13 protein-coding genes are annotated in these 19,346 nt (G+C 22.0%); 12 read left to right on the forward strand and 1 reads right to left on the reverse strand.

Going from position 1 to position 19,346, the window contains the following annotated elements:
- Positions 1-32: 32 nt before the first annotated feature.
- The 9 genes from STURON_RS02205 to STURON_RS02245 all read left to right on the forward strand — a co-directional run bounded on the left by STURON_RS02205 (position 33) and on the right by STURON_RS02245 (position 9,808).
- Complete coding sequence (locus tag STURON_RS02205; protein WP_075048250.1) at positions 33-2,072, forward strand: hypothetical protein; 2,040 nt, start codon at positions 33-35, stop codon at positions 2,070-2,072.
- A 93-nt stretch (positions 2,073-2,165) separates the two neighbouring features.
- A complete protein-coding gene (locus STURON_RS02210; RefSeq protein WP_075048251.1) occupies positions 2,166-3,701 on the forward strand; it encodes a hypothetical protein in 1,536 nt (511 codons plus the stop codon).
- Positions 3,702-3,794: 93 nt separating this feature from the next.
- On the forward strand, positions 3,795-4,379 hold the full coding sequence (locus tag STURON_RS02215; RefSeq protein ID WP_075048252.1) for a hypothetical protein: 585 nt from the start codon (positions 3,795-3,797) through the stop codon (positions 4,377-4,379).
- Positions 4,380-4,624: 245 nt separating this feature from the next.
- Positions 4,625-5,296, forward strand: coding sequence for a lipoprotein (locus STURON_RS02220; RefSeq protein ID WP_075048253.1), 672 nt, complete (start codon positions 4,625-4,627; stop codon positions 5,294-5,296).
- 125 nt (positions 5,297-5,421) lie between these two features.
- On the forward strand, positions 5,422-5,982 hold the full coding sequence (locus STURON_RS02225) for a hypothetical protein (protein ID WP_075048254.1): 561 nt from the start codon (positions 5,422-5,424) through the stop codon (positions 5,980-5,982).
- 65 nt (positions 5,983-6,047) lie between these two features.
- The gene (locus tag STURON_RS02230; RefSeq protein WP_075048255.1) at positions 6,048-6,260 is read left to right on the forward strand and encodes a hypothetical protein; all 213 of its coding nucleotides are present in this window, start codon (positions 6,048-6,050) and stop codon (positions 6,258-6,260) included.
- Positions 6,261-6,543: 283 nt separating this feature from the next.
- A complete protein-coding gene (locus STURON_RS02235) occupies positions 6,544-8,319 on the forward strand; it encodes a hypothetical protein (RefSeq protein WP_075048256.1) in 1,776 nt (591 codons plus the stop codon).
- A 94-nt stretch (positions 8,320-8,413) separates the two neighbouring features.
- Positions 8,414-9,133, forward strand: coding sequence for a hypothetical protein (locus STURON_RS02240; RefSeq protein WP_075048257.1), 720 nt, complete (start codon positions 8,414-8,416; stop codon positions 9,131-9,133).
- Between the two features lie 36 nt (positions 9,134-9,169).
- Positions 9,170-9,808 (forward strand): hypothetical protein, encoded by a 639-nt coding sequence (locus STURON_RS02245; RefSeq protein WP_075048258.1) that lies wholly within the window; start codon positions 9,170-9,172, stop codon positions 9,806-9,808.
- A 182-nt stretch (positions 9,809-9,990) separates the two neighbouring features.
- On the opposite strand, the gene STURON_RS02250 is transcribed toward STURON_RS02245, so the two are convergent.
- Positions 9,991-11,925: a hypothetical protein gene (locus tag STURON_RS02250; protein ID WP_075048259.1), complete on the reverse strand. Its 1,935-nt coding sequence runs from the start codon at positions 11,923-11,925 to the stop codon at positions 9,991-9,993.
- Between the two features lie 268 nt (positions 11,926-12,193).
- On the opposite strand from STURON_RS02250, the gene STURON_RS02255 reads away from it, so the two are divergent.
- The 3 genes from STURON_RS02255 to STURON_RS02265 all read left to right on the forward strand — a co-directional run bounded on the left by STURON_RS02255 (position 12,194) and on the right by STURON_RS02265 (position 19,329).
- Positions 12,194-13,273: a hypothetical protein gene (locus STURON_RS02255; RefSeq protein WP_075048260.1), complete on the forward strand. Its 1,080-nt coding sequence runs from the start codon at positions 12,194-12,196 to the stop codon at positions 13,271-13,273.
- Positions 13,274-14,917: 1,644 nt separating this feature from the next.
- Positions 14,918-17,062, forward strand: coding sequence for a lipoprotein (locus STURON_RS02260; RefSeq protein WP_075048261.1), 2,145 nt, complete (start codon positions 14,918-14,920; stop codon positions 17,060-17,062).
- Between the two features lie 173 nt (positions 17,063-17,235).
- Positions 17,236-19,329 (forward strand): hypothetical protein, encoded by a 2,094-nt coding sequence (locus STURON_RS02265; protein WP_075048262.1) that lies wholly within the window; start codon positions 17,236-17,238, stop codon positions 19,327-19,329.
- Positions 19,330-19,346: the final 17 nt, after the last annotated feature.

Genomic DNA, 19,346 nt, shown 5'->3' on the forward strand with positions numbered 1-19,346 from the left:
AATATAATTTAGTTAATTAAAGAGGGATGGTTATGAAAAAAATATTAACTATATTAGGTAGTTTATTTATTGTAGTTTCACCAATTGGTGCTATTGTTAGTTGTAGTAGTTCAAATAGTAATAGCTCATTATTTGATGATTCAATACATTCTAATAATGGAGAATATTTGCCACAAAGTGTAAATAATGTTACTGAACAATTTAATAAATTAAATAATGATAAATATTTTACAAATATAAATATAGAAGAATCTAATAGTGATTTGATAAAAAATGACATATTAAATCAAGTTGCTGATAATATAAAACTAAAATCATCAGATTTTAAAGTTACATTGGCACAAAATAAAAACTTTTCATTACCTTTTGTTGATAATCTAAATTTAGGAGAAGAATCGATTACGTCTAAGAATTTATTACAAACTGATGGTAAAATAGACATTTCTTTATATTATTTCGATGAATTACTATCTACAATTACAGTGAAATATGCTTCATCAATTTTTGAAGCCTATAATAATGTTGTAAATATATTTAATTTTAATAGTTTAGATAACTTGGGGAAAAACAATCCTAAGCAATTAGATGTAAGTCTTTTAAGGATTGATGCACTTGGAAAAGATGTTACATTAGGAACAATTTATTCATTGCTTCAAACCATCAGAGCAGTATCAGGTTTAGGTCCAATAAAACCATTAGTTAAGGATTTAGACAATATAGCAAAAATGGATTTAAAAAGTTTAGAAACTTATGATAAAAATAATTATGATAATTTTCACAATGAATTTGAAAATAATTTTAGAAGTTTAATAACTCATGTATCGGATTTACTTGTCCAATTTGGTCAAAAAGATGAATTTGAAGTACCAGTTGGTGATAAATTAGTAAAAATTAAGCTTAGTGAAATATTGGATGTAAATATCTTAGAAATTCTTAATATTGATGTAAATTCTTTTAGTAATGATATGATGAGTATTGAAATTGGAGATCAGTTAGGTAAAAACAAAATTACAATATTTGATATATTAAAAAATGTAGAACCAATGATTGTTTATTTGTTTAATATGATTTTTTCTACTAAAGAACAAACCTATTTTACAACCAGTCATAATTTACTATATAGTTTTCTTAAATTTTTAACAGCTGATTTAGATGAAAATGAATCAATTGCTAAAATATTTTATGCAAATTTTAATAAGGAGACCGATGGTTTAAGTGTTAGAGCAGCTTCAACTAACTTAGATGTATTTTTTTTAAATGCTTTAGTAGGGTATGATAAAAATAGAAGATACGAAAAAGGTAATTTTTATATAAAAGTAAAAGTTGTCATAAAAATAGAAGAGTTAGGGTTAGAAAGTTGAATTGCTTCAATTGTAAAGAGTATAGTAGGGAGTGATATTTTAACTGTTTTAAATAATGAATATCTTGGTAAAGTTTTAGAATCAGTTCAAATTACTCCATCAATAATCCTTCAACAAATGATAACAAATATGTATGAACATAAAGAATCTAATGGATATTTTGATTGAAAACAAGCTATAATAGGTAATCCCAATGATAACCAAATAAATTTTGTTGAAGACATTGATGCAAATAGAATAGTTAATAATATAAAAGAAATTGCAGGCAATAGTTTTGTTTCAACTATAGCAAATTCATTGGGTGGAACTTTAAAAGATAAAGCAATACCTATGATTAATGAAAAAGTCAATGCAATAATTCCAAGTTTTACAATGGAACCAATAATCAGTTTGTTAAAAGATGGAATAATTAAAAGTCTTGGTGTAACTGATGAATGATTAGAAAATAATGAAGTTGAAATTGTTAAAGCAAGTTATGATTTTGTTTTTAGAAAAAATAATACTATTGATAATAATAAAATTGAATGGGTTGGTAGACTTGATTCTTTAAATATTAGTCAATTAATTAATTATCAAAGTTTTAAAATAATATTTAGAAATGTTCAATTTAAAATTACAAACAAATTAGATAAAAAACTAGTTACATTATCAAGAGATGACATTTCATTTGATATTATTTTCTCTGATTTAGATGTTGATAAAAAATCTTAATTTTAAGATATAGTTAATAAATAACTATATTTTTTTTTTCTCAATTTGATAAGTATTTTATATTTTGTTATAACTTAATTAAGGAGATAAATTATGAAAAAACTACTAGGAATATTAACAACAATGTTCTTATCAATTCAACCAATTACTTTAATAACTTCATGTGGATCAAATGATAATTCACATGATGCAACAACTGAAAATGATAAAATCTTTCAAATTGATGATCAAAAAGTTTATGAAAATCACAAAAAAATAATAATTGTTAATATCAAAAATCCAATAAAAAATGCTGAAATAAAGGTTATAAACAGTAATTCAGAAGATAAGGTTTATGTTGACCAAAATATATTAAATGATGAAAATGAAACAGGAAAGTTTGAATTAACTATTTATGGTAAGAAAAGAAGTTTAGAAAATACTATACAAGTAAAGTATGGTGACTTACAATGTAGTTTTAAAATCAATGTTTTAGAATCTAATAGTAGTACACCTAGATTTGAAGAGAATATAAATTATCAAGTATCTTTAAATAAAGAAACACCATTGATTGTTCATTTTGCAAATCCAATTAAAAATGCAAAATACTCTTTTATTCCAGTTGACTCAAGCGTTGTGAATGTTTTAAGCGGCAATGGTATTGATTCAGACACAAAATCAAGTATTGAATTCAAGGTAAAAGGTTTAAATATTGGCAAAACAAGAATCTTATTAAATTATGAAAATGTACAATGTGTTTTAAATATAGAAGTTAAAGAAATAAGTTCTGATGAACCATCATTTAATTTAGAAAATTTAAAAGTAACAAAAAACAAATCTTTAACTAGAGAAATAAATGTCACTAACCCAATTAAAGGAGCTAAAATTAATATAAGTAAAGATGATAATGAATCATTAATAAATTCCTTATCTACATCAAAAACAAATGATGAAGAGGGTAATGGTTCGTTTTTAATCTATGTTAAAGCAAATGATAAAGTAGGTAATTGTGTTTTAAATATTACTTATGGAAATATTGTAAAAAAAATATCTTTAACTGTACAAGATAATCCAATAATAAAAGCAGATGAAAATCAAGAACAATCAGTTATGGTTGGTATGCATTTAAATAACTTTAAATTAAGTGTTGAAAACCCTTACCAATTTGCTCCAATAAAAGTTGAGGTTTCAGAACAAGATAAAAAATATGTTGATGCTTTTTCAATGCAAGATTATGATATGGAAGAAACTGGTAAAATAACTTTAGTTGTATATGGTTTAGAAATTAAAAAACAAATTCCTGTAAAAGTTTATTATGATGAATCTTTTATTGAACTAAAATTTGATATAGTTGAAAACCCTAATAAAAAACCTGAAATTTTTGGATCACCAAAAGAAATAAATGATTTAAATACAAATCAAAGCTTATCAGTAGGTGTTTATATAAATAACCCAACCTTGGAAGGCATTTTAACAACTGATTTTGAAAATAATAAGTTTATAAATATACAAATTTCAGGAAATAAAGGAGCTGGATACTACACAATATTTTTTATAACAAATAGTAATAGAAGTGATGAAATATTTAACGTTACATTAAATTATGAAAACGCAGAACCAGTTACCATTAAAGTTAGTTTTAAAAAATAACTTTAAATTTTAATAACATAATTTATTTTAGATAGTTATTTCTAGTTACTTTATTATATAATTAGTTTAACATTACTTGAAAGGAACAATAAAATGGGATTTGAAGATACAAATGTAGAATTTAGTGATAGCATAAATAAAAAAGGTGAAGTTAAATTAAGAGAAGTTAAAAAACCTAAAGTACTCGAAGAAAACTTTAGCAGAATTGACTCTATAAAACAAGCAAGAGTTTTATTAAGTAGTAAAAATGGTAAAGCAAACCTATCTTCTCTTCCTGATGGCATGAAAAGATCTATAGAGAGTAAAGAAAGACTTGATAAAATAATTCATAATAAAGAACATAATTCAGCAGATGAAATTAGAAAAAGACTAAATATTGAAGGAAAACCTTTAACAAAAAAAAGAGCTGAGGAGCTTAAGGAATCAAGATTAAAATTCTTTCAAAATAATATAGATAAAAGCAAGTCGGGACCATTAAACAAAGTTCCTGATTTAAATAAACCAGCAGCATTAAAGTCAAAAAAATCTTCTTTATCATTTAGAGATAAAAAAATAGAAGAAATTAATAAAACTAACAACGTTATTAAAAAAGATAAAGTTTCTAAAACTGCAAAAACAAATGTTGAAAAAAAGAAAACAATAAAAAATACTTCATCATCTAAAGAAAAAAATAAATAAAATTAATATAATAAAACTTTTAGTAAATTGAAATTTAAACTAAAAGTTTTTTTTACCATCAAACTATTAGTAAAAATTTAATATTTAAAAACATGTTAAATATTATATTAATCTTATGTTAAATAAATAATATATAGTTAGAAATGTAAAATTAATTTCAAAAGTTAGAATTAATGTCTTAATGTATTTCGTTTTATAAGGTTATAATACAAATGTTGATATTATTCAACAGGAGGAAATATAAAATGAAAAAACTATTAGGTATATTAGCAGCAACTGGATTAGTTGCTACAACAGGTGCTACTGTAATATCATGTAGTGATGAAGCAAAAACTGCTTTTCCTGCAATAAAAGCACCAGATGTAAAAGTCGGGGAAACTAAAGAATTTGATGTTGAAATGAAAAATGGAGATAGCAAAACAGAATTAAAAGCTGTAGAAAAAAAAGATGAAAATTCATTAGAAGAAATTAAAGTTACAGTAGATTCTCAAAATAAAAATAAATTTAAAGTTTCTTATAAAGGTAAAGAAAAAAACGATAAAGCTACTTTAGAATTAAGTTATGGAGATTTAAAACAAGAAGTTACTGTTAAAGTTTTAGAAGCAGACGCTCCATCTACTGATCCAGTTCTTTCAGCAGATAAAACTGAAGTTACTATAAAAAAAGATGAATCAGCAAATGTAAAAATTACTGTAAAAAATCCTATTAAAGATCAAAAACTTACTGTAGAAGATTCTAATAAAGAATATGTGACAACTTCAGTAACCCCTGATACTGCAGGTCAAACTGAATATACATTAAGTTTAAAAGGAATTAAAAAAACTGATAGTCAAAAAGAAGTGAAAATAAGTTATAAAGATGCAAAAGATATAACTATTAAAGTGACAGTTACTGAAGAAGAAGTTTTAGAAATTTAATTTTAAGTTATATTATTAATAAATTAAAATAAATTAAATATTCGATTAAACCTAAATTATTTTAGGTTTTTTATTTAAAGATTAAATTAATCTTTTATTTGCAAGTATAATGAAAGGAAGTCAAGATGAGAAGAAAATTAATGATGTTAAATTTATTTTGTACATCAAATTTATTTTTAACAAATATTATATCATGCAGTGTTGATAATGTTAAGGAGTTACAATATAAAGAAGGAAAAAATAATAATGATGTTGTCAAATTATTAAACTCTAATCTTTCATATATTTCTTCAAGCAAAGAAAAGATTGAAATTGCTAATGGCAAACTTAAAAAAGATTATTTTGATACTGATTATAAATTATACTATGATGAATTTGGTAGAGAAATTATAGAAGATAAGATGGAAGGAACTTTAATTTATATAGATGGTCAATCTACTGTTCCTAACAAGTCAACATTATCAAGTTATATTTCCGACATTTTTATAGGTTTAGACACTTTAAAAAATGAGTTGATTGGTACTATTTTTGATGGAAACCTTACAACATTTTCATTAAGCATTAAAGGAAAAAAAGACAGTTCTGAATTAGAACTATTTGTTTTAAAATTAAATTATACTTTTAACTCTGAATATTCTAGTCTTAAAGGAGTTAAGATTTTACAAAAACAAATTACATTAATATAATTATTAATTTTATTTACTTAATTAGTTTTTTTATTATAATTATTTTAAGAGAGGTTTATAAATACATGACAAAAGAAGCATTTTTAGAAAAATGAACAAATTTAAATTATGTTAAAAATGAGAAATCAATTAAGGTAATTGATAAAGAAACTGAAAAAAGTGTAATATGGGTTATGCCTAAAAACAACAATATAGGAGTTAATACTTATTATGGTGTATCGCTCGAATTAATGGCAGACTTTGTTGAATTAATGAGAGATGAATTAAAAGTTTGATAAAATCAATTCTGAATTAAATTCAGAATTTTTATTTTATTATTGTTAATATATATTTCATTAATTATTTCTGTTTTTGCACTTACTATCAATCTTTTCTTAAACATTTAAATACTTTAAATTATAAAGATTATAAATGGTATAATAAAAATATAACAAAAACATTTGAATACATATCTAGCTAAATATTATTAGTTATTTTAAAAAATTATTACTATAATATTTTGACTTAATAATTATTTATACTAATTTATTAATAAATTAAAATTAGAAATTGGGTATTTATATGAAAAACAAACAGAAAATTATTTTAAGTATTTCTTTTTTTTCTTTGTTAAAATTTAGTTTCAAACTAATAATATTTGAAAAATCCTTTATAATTTTGAATTTAGTAATAGCAATATTTTCAATAATTTTTTCCTTATCCCTTGGAATTATTAATGATGAAAAAAGTTTTGTTATTTCATACGATTATTATATTTTAATATTTATCTCAAGTTTAATGTTTATAGTAATTTTAAGAATACTTCAATTTTATTTTAATAGAAAAGTTGAAGATAAAACTATTTACATAGCAGTTTCAAGTCAGGTTTCAAAATCTAAGTATTTTATAACTCAATGATTAGTTGTAATTTTCTTTATTTTTATAAATGTTTTTATTAGTTTTATTTTCACAAATTTGTTTTATATATTTTTTAATAACTTTTTAATTAGTGAATTAGTTTTAAGAAAAAGCTTAACTTTTTTTTGATATTCTTTTATTTCTTGTATTTTCTTAGCTAATTTTATATTATTTCTTTTATTATTATCAACGCCTCAAATGACAATGATATTTTCAACTCTTATATTATCTTTTTCTTTTATAGCTAATTTACCATTAAAATTTATAAAAACAAAAGAAGAAAGCTCATCTTCAATACTAACATTTAATAATAGTCAGGAAAAAACTTGAATATATACAGTTTCTGATATTTATGAAGTACTTAACCTTGAAAAACATATAAATGATGGTGAAATCAAGTATAAATATTTATCAAAAGCATTAAATGATTTTTTAATTAATAATGATATGGTTAAAGAAACATTTAGTAATAAAACTAATGTTGATATAAGAATTAATAGTTTTTGAAAATTTTATAATTTAATAAAATCAAACGATGAGTCAGTAAAAATAAGAGATACTGATTTTATATCAACATTCTATAAACAAGATGGCACAACACCCAAAGAACTGGATTCATGAAATAATAAAAAGGTTTCTATTGAATTATGATTGAAAAATGTATTTATTGATGAAAACTCTTTTTATAATATTTACTTAAATGAAGAAGATATTGATAAAAAAAATGTAATGGAAGACATTATCAATTTTATAAATGATATAAAAAAAACTTATATGAATTTACAAACATCATTTGTATTACTATTCGATGATTTTGTGTTTGTAGATGTAAATAAAAGTAAATTGAAACAAGTTGAAAATCCTGAAACAAGAGTTGATTTTACAGATGAATATTTAAAAAGTGTTTATAAAAGGTTCTTCAAATATAGTAGTGGACCTGGTTCATTAATTTTATCAGATACAAAAGATATAGAATCATTGGTAACTGAATATTTAAACTTTCCATTAATGATAGTTTCCAGAATTTTAGAAAACTATTTTATAAACTATATTACTAAATTTCATAATATAACTAATAATTATTTAATTAAAAATGATACTTATAATGAATACAAAAGTAGAAGAAAACTCTTCAATATATTCACTTATCTAAATCCATTTTTTGAAATGTGGAGTAATTATACTTATTATTCAGGCTTTTCAAATAATGATATTTGATTTAATCCAAATAGTGATTCAAAAATATATTTAGAAGATCAACAAAATATTTTTTTACCTTATGTTCAATATGATTTAGAAACAAATGAAGAAAATATAATTGATCCAAAATTACAATACAAAATTATCAAACCTTTTATTTACATCTTTATTCAGTTAATAATATCAATAATGTTTTTTTATATTTCTTTTAGAAAGTTTGTTCGCAATGATTTAAAATAAATTATATTATTTAACTTAACTCTAATATAATAAGCAAAAAGGAAGCTAAGTAGACCAGTATAAAATTACTGGTTTTTTTGATAGAAAGGAAATAATGCCAAAAATTTATGATAAGAATATAAAAACTGAAGCCGTAAAAAGGTACAAAAACGGTGAAAATATAGACAAAATAGCTAATGATTTAAATATTAAAGCAGGATCACAATTAATAAGAATCTGATATAAGTCCTCAAAATCTTGTTATTCTTATAGTATATATAAGGATTGCAAAGAGGTTAAATTGATGAGTCAAAAGTTAAAAAAAGATTTTATTTCTAAGGAACTTAAAGAAAAAAATAAAGAAAATAAATTACTTAAGGACCGAATAAAAAAATTAGAAAAAAACTTAAAGTTTGAGATAGAAGAAAAAATGTTGGCAATAGCGAGTAAAGAAATATTGGAAAAGTCCATTCCTTCTTGCACGGCAACAATATTGATGAATTTATTGAAAATGAGCAAGAAGGAAAAGATAATGATAATGGCAACAAAAGCTTATAAATATTATGCATGCTCTCAAATATATTATTTAGTTGCTAATTATGGCATGGGAACCAATAGGTTAATAAATTATTTTAAAGTTCATAAAAATACTTATTCGAAATTCAAAATGAAATTAAAATTAGAAAACCCTATTTTGTTATACAAATACAAGCTAAAGATTCCAACTATTAATAGCTTTGAAAATGAAAGATTTGAAAATGCAGTAGACTTAGTAAAAGATTTTAAAGAAGCAAATAATGATTTACAAACAGGTTCTCTTTTAATAAGGAAATAAATTTTTGTTAATAAGAATAAAAGAGTCTCTGAAAAAATGATTAACCTAATCAAAAGAGAAAAACCTGAGGTATTTAAAAACTCATTTAGTAGGGACAATTCCAAAAAATCAAGTTATTTCAATGAATCTAAAAAACATAACTCTTATGTTAGAGATGATTTGATTGAAATGAATTACAATACTCCTAATGTAGTTGGAGTTGATGGTACTAATCTAAAAATAGAATTAAATAATTCTTCTTATAAAACAAAATTAAATTGCATGATATCTTATGACTGGGATTTAAAAACTATTGTTGCATATAACTTTGATAAAAACGAAAATTCAAACAGCTCGTTAAAGGTTTTTAAAAGGATAAATGAGTATTCAGTAAACACTAATTCAAACAAAGTAATACAATCTGACAGAGGTTTAGCTTTCTCATGTGAAAAAATATTTGAATATGTAAATAAGAAGAATAATATAGTGCATTCTATGTCTAAAAGAGGTTTTAAACATAACGCCTCAACCGAAAGTTTAAATAGATGAGTAAAAGAAAAGTTTTTTAAAACTTATGGGTGCAAATTTAAAAATATACAAAATTTTTATGATACTTTTAGAAAATTTGTTTATAACTTTAATAAACTACAATTTTTGAAATATAATATATTTGATCAAAAAAACCAACATTTATAAAATAATTGGTCTACTTAGGTTACACAATGCTATAGATTCATTTTTTAAGTAATTAATATTTCATTTTTTAAGTAATTAATATTTCATTCTTTGTATTAATAAACAAAAAAACTCCTAACAGTTATTTAAGGAGTTTTTTTTCTTAATTTAAGTTAATATTTCAATAAACATTTAAGTTACAATTATTTTTTTTCAATAAAGGTTTTACCTTTAACAAGATCAAAGTTTTCATAAATATCTGCATTAGTTTTAAAAGTAACGTTCATAAAATCTAATTTAAAAATTATATCTATTGACTTTTCACCCTTAGTATTGACTTTTGGTTTATTAAAAATTAAACCATTTTCTCTTAATAAAAATTGGTAATTTAAAAATCATTGTGATTTAAAGTTCTTAAAAGTAAAATCAAAATTTTTTTGATTACCATTAAATAGTAATGAGTTTCTTTTTATCAATTGATCAACATCAACTTTTTTTAAGTTTAATCCAATTAATGAAGTTATCCATTTATTATTAACACTCTTATCAAATAAGTCTAATGTATCTCATAAATTTTTTTCATTATCATCAGAACTATAAGCATTTATGCCAGTAAAGCCTGTAATTGCTCTTTCATTTTCAGGATTAAATGTTCCAAATACTTTATTGTAAGCATTTATTCCATTATTTAAGTTAAAGTATATTGATTTAAAAGTTTTTGAATTTTCAATGTTAAATGTAGTAGCCATTATTTTTTCATTATTATCAATAGTATATGTTGAGTATATATTAAATTCAGGCAATTCAAGAGTTAATTCTGAATTAGAAGTAAATTTTAGTTCTAAACCTTTTAGTTTTATTGTTCCAAATTTAACTGAATTATGAATATTATTTAAAGCCTCAGTGTCGTTATCATCAAAAATAATATTATCATCATCAATTTGATTAACTTTATCAAAATTCAACTTATATGATTTTGCCCATTCATTAACATGAGTTGATAAATAATCAAAAATACTTGATTCAACCTTTATAGGAGTATTTGAACCTGATAGTTTTTGATCCTTTTCCTCACTAATCATTTTGAATACTCTATCAAAGAGTTTTTTACCATCGTTTTCTCAATTTAATTCTATTTCTGAATCAGCATAAAATGAAGTTAATCAAGTTAATTCACTATATACATCTTGTTTTTCTTTAAAGTCAATTACTGCACCTAAACTTTCTTTTAGTTTATTGAAATCTTCTTCTGAGCTTATCATATCTATAAGTTTTTCTGATAATCCTTTGTTTTCATCTATAGAATTATTCTTATTAACATAGTTTTTGATAATGTCATCATTATTAATAAATTTATCTTCTTTATCGTTTAAGTTTAAATCATCACTTGTTATAACAGAAGCACCTTTATTCAAAGCTAATTTAGAAATATTTTTAACAAAAGAATCTCAATATGTAGTAATTGCATCATTATCAGTTAATGATATTAGCAATTTTGCATTATTTGAATTAAATGTAGTTAATTGTTTATCTTTATCTTTATAATTTATTTTAAAATTTATTGTAATATCTAATGTATAAACTGATAAAGATGAAGTTTCATCAGCTATTGAAATAGATTTTGATGTTTTTTGACTTTCTTGTTTTTTAAACTTGTAATTTTCATTAATATTAATATCATTAAATAAATTATCAATTCCATCTACAATTGAACTATAAGATGAATTATTTGTAATAGTACTTAAATAAACTTTTAAACCACTTGTTTGTAAAATATGTTCTTTAATATCAGCATTTAAGTTTTGTAATTGTTCTTTTGTAAATATACCATCATCGGTATTTTCCATACCTTTTAGATTTGTTTGATTTAAAAATTTATAATTTGTTGTATCTTTTACATGTTTTAATAAGTTTGATTTTATATTATTTTCTTCTAAATACGTTTTTAATTTATCATTAACTTCATTTTGAAATTGTTTTAATAATTCTGCATATGCATCTTTATTTTCATTTCCTTCTGGGTCTTTTTCATTAGTGTCTTCTGAATTGCTCTCTGTTTTACTTCCACAAGATAAAATACTTGCAGTAGGAAATAAAGCTAATGATAATGTTCCTAAAATAGATAATAATTTTTTCATTTTTCTCCAATCTATATTTTTCTTAGAAAAATACACCTTTATTTTAATTGAATTTACTTATAAAGCAATAGATTTATTATATTGATTAATTAATTTATTTAATTTTAAAATATCAATTTTTTTTTAAGCACTTATAAATTATAATTAGCATTAAGTTGGTTTTTATATTTGAGTAATAAAGATTATTAATCAATAATTTCAATTTATTATTCTAGATATTAAATTATAATTATATTTTTTAAAATTATTTAAAACTGAGATTAAAGATGTGACTGTAAAATTTGCAGATAATGAAGATAAAATTTATGAAAGTCTAGGTAATGATATAAATAGTGCCTGAGATGTAACTTATAATGCTAACGAAAATGTTACTTACAGTTGAAAAAATGAACAAACTGATTGAAAAGATGAAAGCATAGCACCAAATAAAGCATTATATGATTATATAATGCATAAAGATAATGGCATTCAAACGATAGTTGATGACTCTGGTGAATCTCAATCACAAGAAAATATTAAAGCTGTTGAAGAATATGTAAAATCTAATTATATTAATAAGTGATATAAAAATTACCTATCAGAAGTTGAATCATTCGACTCAAAATTAAAATCTGATACTGAATTAAATGCTATTGTTAAAAAAACAACAAGTATTAAAAATCTTAAACTTAAAGGTTTAGTTATAAAAATTGGTGAATATGAATCAGAGTTAGATGGTTTCTCAATTGTTTTTGGATATACAACAAATAATAAAGATTTTGAGTCAAGTGAATCAGAATCAAGTAATGAAAACTATAAATCTGTTTTAGCTAATTTAGAAGCAGGTATAAAATCTTTTCAAGACACATTTGGTGTTGAAAAACCAACTTCTGACAAAAAAGCAATAGCTTATACTGGTAAAAGCAATAATGAAAGTATAACTAAAAACCTTTGAGATACATATGATATGGCTAAAATTAGTAATAATGATAAATATGGATGAATTTATTTATGACAAAAAACTCAAATAAGTAATTTAAATCAATATCTTTCTTTAAAAGCAGTTGATCAAGCAGAATTTAGAAATAACCTTTTAACAAAAGGAAATCAATCTGACTTCTCAATTGAAGTTAGTTACTCACCTAAAGAACAAATTCCAGTAAGATTAGCTTTAAGTAATAATAATAATGAAGGAGATAAAACCAATGGATTTATAATAGATGGTTATTATGACAAATCACTTGTTACATCTGTAATTAGATACATGGATATAAAATTTAAATTAAACTTTATAAATATTAACTTTAGAGTTGACAGTATGTTTGTTAACCATTCAAACAGATGAAACTCATTGATTCAAAAATTATAATGGTATAATAAAGATTAAATTTATATTTTTAATTTCTTATAAAAGATAATAGATTTAAAAAATATTCCTAAAAATTAGGAATATTTTTTTGTAGTAATAATATTTTAAAATTGATTTAAATTTAGAAATATATTAGCATTAAAAAAATATTTATGAAAAATTTATTTGTTTAAATAATTATACATTGATTTTTTTAATAATAATTAGCAATTGAATATATATAAAAATATACATTCATTTTTGAAACAGAGTATAACATTTATTTTATAAATAGTGGATTTTTCATTTAATAAAATAAATTTTGAATAATTGTAGTTGTTAAAACTTAAAAAAAAATTAATAGCTATTATTAAATTTTTGTTCATCTTTTTTTAAAATTTTGTCATAACTTTATGTTAAAACAGTTTAGTTTTAGAAACACTTATTTTTTTATATTCATATAGTTTTTTAATTAGAAACTTAAACTATGTTAGATTGTATCTTTTTTTAGTATTTAATGAATACAAATTTACTTTTTTATAATATTTATAGTCTATTTAATTTTCATTTTCAACAAATTCATATTTAACAATAATTTTTAAAATCTAATTTTAAGATAACATGATATTAAATTTGTTTAAATTAGGAGTCATTTAATTTTACTTTTATATTTGTATTATTAAATCCAATTACAAAATATGTTATGGTGTTCATTCTAAATAACTCATCTTTAATATAATTGTTGTTTTTTTTATTCACTATTTTATTAGAAATTACTATTAAATTTATTAAACGAGTTTTTAAAAAACTTAGGTTTAATCTTTTTGATTAAATAATCATTTTTAGATATTATTTCATTTTATTTTAAAAATATCTTTTTTGTAATTATTAATATATTTTTAATAGTTAAAATAAGTTGAATGTATTTTTATAACCCTCATTTTTAAAATTAATATTTATGGTTACATTAAATTGTATGTGTTTACCCAAATCCTATTTAAAAAATTATTTTTTTTAGTATAAATCATATGTTTTGATCATCATTAAAAAGTTCATTATTTATTAATCACTATTCATTAATTAATCATAAAATAATATATTTTCAAATAAGCATAAGTTTAAAATTTTTTATTTTGTTATTATTATCACTTTTTCTTTTTATTATTAAGATTTCATAATATTGATTATAATTAAGAATGAATTACTTATTCAAAAATTTATTAATATCTAGTACTGATTTTTTTTCTTATTTCTAGGCATCAACTTTCTTCTAATTTTTGATTCATTAATTTTAGCTCTTTACAACTCTTATATATACTATAAAATTAATAATTTTAAGTGAATTTATTTTTAACTTTAGTTTATTACAATCAAAATTTAATATTTAAATCTTAAGCACTTTTTTAGAATTTTATTTTGTATCTTTTTTAGCCTAAACTTTTATTTTTTGTTCAAAAATTTATGATATTATTTCTATTTGCAAAAATCAGTCATTTTATATTAGTCTTATTGAAATTCTTATTGTTTTTTAAAAATATAATAAAATTATAAAAACATTTTATATTTTTAAAAAAGTTTTACTAATTCAATTATTAATTTGTATATAGGCTATAATTGGAATATATTTATTTAATCTTTAAAGGATTAATAAGAGAGGAAGATTATATGAAGAAATTATTATCAATTTTAGGGGCAATTTCATTAGTTGCAACTTCAGGATCATATGCAGTTGCATGTGGAGCCAAGAATAATGCTGATTCAGAAAACGAAAATGCATCAGTAGATGATAAAGCAAGAGCAGAAATATTAACTCAATATGCAAAGGCATTATTCGTTAACCAAAATTCTCCAAAAGATTTAGGTATGAATATTGGTGATGAAAAAGAAAAATATAGTGAATATCATTATAGTCCTAGCTTATATTTTGAAGAAGCAAAAAGTACTAAAATTAAAGATTTAGCATTTGTAAATGATATAAATGCAACTTATAAAAAAGATAGTACAATAAATTTAAGTGCTGCTGTTAGCGAATACTTTGATTCAAACTTAGTATCAAATAATTTAGAAGCTAATTCTGGAATTTATAAAGGCGGAGTTATTGGTAAGGATACTGGTGAAATGGACTCTACTTTAAATATGCTTTTACAAACTGTTACTGGATTTTTAGGTGATCCAACAAAGTTTGTTGAACAGTTACCTAATCTTTATAAATTAGTCTATGGTTTTAAAGATGCTATTAAAGGATTTCTAACATCTGATTTAAAAAATCAAATTAAAGAAATTTTAAGCAATGATGTTTTAAAAAAATTTGAAGAAGCATTTAGTCCCATAAAAGAAGGTGAAAATTATGTGTCAATTATTCAGTCTAGTGTTATTGATTTAGCAAATTCATTTAATGGATTATTAAACAAAAGTGATGTAGTGTCTGATTTTGATACAGCATCTAAGTCTATTTCTAAAAATATCAAAGCATTAATAAGCGGTCAAGCATCATTTAGTTTTGATTTAACATCAATAAAACATTTACCAGGTATTATTAAATTTGTAACAGTATTATTAAACTACATAGATCAATATAGTTATGATGACCTAACAAGCAAACTTATAGATAAAAATACTGTTTTAGATAATAAAACTAAAGTATTAGAAAAAGGTAATGTAAAAAACCAATTTGATATTAAAAAATGATTAAATGTTATTGATGAAATAGTTAATGATAATCAAAAAAAAGGTTTAACTGCATTAAAAAACACTTTAGGCATTATTTTTGTAACACGTGATGATAAAGCAAAAAGTGATGACGATGAAGATGGCCTAGGTGAAGATACTCAAGAATCTTTTTTGAATGAAGAATATTCAAATAAAAATGAAATTTATGGAAAATTATTAGGTGATATTGCGATAGAAGCATTATTTAATGGTGAAAAATCTATAACTATTGAAGAATTGGGTCAAACCTTTTATTATTCAACTTTAATTAAATCATTAATTAATACTTGCACAATTTATACTAATTCAGCTTTAGATGGATTGTTAAGTGCATTAATAATGGCTTATGATAATTTACCTGAACTATTAAAAAACCTTATTGACAGTGTTGGTAAAGAAAATTGAAGTGATTTTACTCAAGATATATTAGGGAACTTATATGATAATGAAATTCCAAACTTCATATCACTAAAAAAAGCATTTGGTAAACCTTTATACAAACTTCCATCACTATTAAGCTCATTATTTGGTGGTGAGTCTGATTCAAGTGAAAGTGAACCAAATAATGAAGGAAATTTTGATGAAAGTAAATCTTACTTAGGCGATTTTTTAAGTCATAAATCTATAAAAGAAATTGTTAATGATGTTAAAACAAACATTACTAATAATTATCCAACAGATAGTGAAAATCCTATAAAATTCTCAACATTATCAAGTTTTTTTAAATCATTATATACTGACAATACTTTATCTAAAGCATTAGATTCTGAGGATTTATTACAAGCTTTAGGATTAAATTCTGACGGAACTGTTAAATCTAATTCTCCTTTCTTCCACTTAGATGCATTTTTAAAAGAAAATAGTTATTTAATTTCTGGTGCTATAAAATTAATAAATAAATATACTAATGACCTTAAAAGTGAAATTGGAGATATAAAGAAAATTTTTAGTGATTTAAGAAAAGACATTACTGTAACTTATAAAATATCATCTCCTGAAAACATTGCTTTTACTGCTTCTTATGGAACTATTAAAAATACATTTAAAATCAAATTAATTGATTCAAATGGTAAAAAAGCTATAGCTAGCATTTCATTATAATAAATAAATGATTTATAGTTATTTATAAACATATTCTAATTTATTAAAGAATATGTTTTTTTTATCCACAAAAAGTTTTTTAAGTTAGTAAACTATTTTTATATTAACTTATTAGTATTTCTTTTCAATTAAATTAATGTATTCTATAAATAAATGAAAAGGAAAGTGGTAATATGAAAAAATTAGTTTTATTATCAAGTTTTTTATTAAGTAGCATTGCTTTCTCATCCAGCTTTTTCTTGATAAATAATGGTTCTAATTCTAGTGAAACTTCATCTAAAACTAACAACAGTACTTCAGATGATATTGATAATAATAAGTATTTAGATCAAATGAATGATATAAATAAGAATTTAGATTATATACCTTTATTAAGCCCTTCAAAGATTATAGAAGAATTCAAAAATAAAAATAAGAAGTTTGCTGATTGTGATGTAAAAGTAAAAGAATTCAGTGAAAAAACAGCAAGAATAACTGTTAAAGACTTTATTGGATTTGTTGATATTAATTTTAAAGTAAACAGTTTATCAGGTTTATTCGATATTAAAGACATAACTCAAATACCTGACTATTCTAATGAGGGCATCATGAGTGCAATTGAATCAAAAAATCCAAATTTAAAAACATTTAATAAATCTACATTCCAATATTCATTAAAATCAATTAATAAATTTGAAATCTATGCACCAAGTATTAATGCAACTGTTTCATTTAATATATCTCCAAAATCATTAAGTACATTAATAACTAATACAATTATTACTAGAAAAATTGATGATCCATATAATGAAAATAAGATAATTGATGCAGTCGCAGAAGTTAATCCATTAATTAATATGGATAAATCATTAATATTAGTTGATAAGTCTTCAATAACATACAATGGAGCTGTTATATATTCTAATAAAAGTTTTGATTCAAAAAGTAGAATTACTATAAATTATAAAGTTAATAGCATTACAAACATGATAAGCAATTTAGATCTTGGATTAGTAAATAGTTTTGAAGATAAAAACTTAATAAATGATTTTTTAAATAAAAACTCTGTATTAAAAGATTATTATTCTAGTGGTTATTTAGATATAAAAATAAATCAAAAGAAAGCAACTAATTCATCTGTTTTAATTAAAAAAATTGGAACATCAATTAGTTCGAATATTACATTTAATTATAAGGCTTCAGATATTAGTTTATTAATTACAAAACCTTCTTTAAGTAATAGTATTGAAAAATATTCTAAGTTAAGCCCAAACCAACAATTAAAATCTGCTGTAATGAATGAAAACTCTTATTTATCAGAGTTTAGTTCTTATAACTTATCTGTTTCAAATATTAAATATGATTCATACAATGTTAATGATACATATATAAATTATAGTTATAATCTTAGTTTATCTAGTTACAATGGTAGTAAAACTATAACTGGTAAAATACATAGACCAAATATTTATTCATCATTCACAACAAGAGACTTAGGAACAGTGGATTGATCAAATGCTAATCAAGTTATAAATAAAATAAGAGATAGTAATAAAAATGTTAATTTCAATGAAATTAAACCAATTAATGTAAATTCTTACAATAAAGGGGTTGTTATTGAAGCTAAAGAGGACTCATTTATTTATTCAAATATGTTTACTATAACTATGGATAGTAAAATATATAGTGCTGACTATAACATAAAAGCTTCTGTTTCTGAAAATCCTGATTCAGAAAGAGTTAGTGGAGGAGTATATAATAATAGTTCTTTCTTGGCACTTAGATTTGCTGAAAATGAAGGTTGAACAAATAATGGTGTTTTTAGATTTGAAACAAAAAACCCATATCCATTAGCTATAAATTCATCAACTTTTAGTAATATAAATAATAAATATTTAAAATATTCATTTGATTTTAATACTTATCGAATGAGAAATAGTGAAAAAACTGATTATGGAATGAGTGAAAGTTGGTTAAAAAACTATGATGTTATTGATCAAAATGAAATAGTACCATTAAGTAAAGTTTTAAATGGATATACTGGACAGTTTAAAAAAGTGTTTTATGGAGTTAAAGTAAAAGAGAGAGGTGGATTTTGGTCAGGATATTGTAATTCTAGTGATTCAGGTACAAGAGATATAACTGCATATATTGATTACAAAATAACAATTGATAATAATAAAATAGTATTTAACTTTACTTCTAGTTGATACATCAGTAAAGGTGTTGAATGTTGAAACACACAAGTATACTTCAAATATTCTATTCGTTGAGTATCGATAGAATAAAATAATAAATATCAAAA

It is taken from the genome of Spiroplasma turonicum, assembly GCF_001262715.1.
In the GTDB taxonomy this organism is placed as follows: domain Bacteria; phylum Bacillota_I; class Bacilli_A; order Mycoplasmatales; family Mycoplasmataceae; genus Spiroplasma_A; species Spiroplasma_A turonicum.